Source organism: Streptomyces sp. NPDC002130 (genome assembly GCF_040296465.1).
Classification (GTDB): Bacteria; Actinomycetota; Actinomycetes; order Streptomycetales; family Streptomycetaceae; genus Streptomyces.
The window spans coordinates 1-1,142 of the sequence record NZ_JBEOXI010001107.1 but is presented as its reverse complement, the minus strand read 5'-3'; the positions used below and the strand labels follow the sequence as shown (position 1 = coordinate 1,142).

Sequence of the window (1,142 nt, the reverse complement as noted above, 5' to 3'; positions counted from 1 at the left end):
GTCGAACGTCGATGATTTCCGACGCTCTCTCTGCGATGTCCGTTGCAGCGATTCCGATCATCGCGGCCACCGCGGGCTTGACGATCCCGGTGATCGCGGCGTTGGCCGCACTCGGCGCCGTGTTCGACCCCGCCGGAATGGCGGCGAGGGAGTCGATGCTGCCCGCAGCAACGCGGACCGCCAAGTGGAAGCTCGATCGAACCAACAGCGTGTACGAGGCCAATTTCAACGTCGCATATCTGATCGGCCCTGGCATCGGCGGTGTCCTGATCGCAACGATCGGAGCGGTGAACACGCTCTGGGTCACGGCGGCAGGTTTTGTGTTCTCGATAGTCGTGGTCGCCTTCATCCGGCTTCCCGGCGCCGGAGTGCCCGAACACGAGCATCGGCCGAAATCGATCTGGCACGGCACACTCGACGGTCTTCGGTTCGTCTGGAACAACAGACTGCTGCGCACTCTGGCGCTGATCGACATGGCCGTCGTCGCGCTCTACATGCCGGTGGAGAGCGTCGTGTTCCCGGTGTACTTCACGGAGTTGGACCAACCGGCCCAACTCGGATCGGTATTGATGGCATTGGCGATCGGCGGCATCATCGGCTCTCTCGCCTACGCCCCGCTGGCACCGATCATGTCCCGGCGCCTGATCATGATTTTTGCTGTCGCCGTCCTCGGCATAGCGATGCTGGCCATGGCGCTTCTACCTCCGCTGTGGGTGATCCTCGTACTCGCCGGACTACAGGGTCTCGTCTACGGACCAGTCGGCCCGATCGCCAACTACGCCATGCAGACGCACAGCCCGGAGCACATGCGCGGACGCGTCGTCGGTGTCATGACGTCGACGGCCTACGCCGCCGGCCCGCTCGGCTACCTCGCGGTCGGCCCTCTGCTCGATCAACTCGGAATCGCGTCGACCTTTGTGGCACTGTCGATTCCGATCATCCTGATCGCCGCGGTCTGTGCCTCCCTGCCGGTGCTTCGCGAACTGGATCGTCCGCGGCACTCGACCGACGTCAGTTGAACCCCATCACGTCGTTGCCCCAGGCGACGCGCAGTCCGTGATCAGGGTCGCTGACGAGTGTTCCACCAGGTGCGCGGGCTCTACGTGGGCCACTGCGTCCTCCCGGACTTCACGGGCTCCGCC

At 64.4% G+C, this 1,142-nt stretch carries 1 protein-coding gene; it reads left to right on the top strand.

All coding sequences use genetic code 11. The features are described 5' to 3' along the window. Positions 1 to 1,019 (top strand): MFS transporter (locus tag ABT116_RS48810; RefSeq protein ID WP_351648030.1); only part of this gene is annotated, 1,019 nt, incomplete at its 5' end. Positions 1,020 to 1,142: the final 123 nt, after the last annotated feature.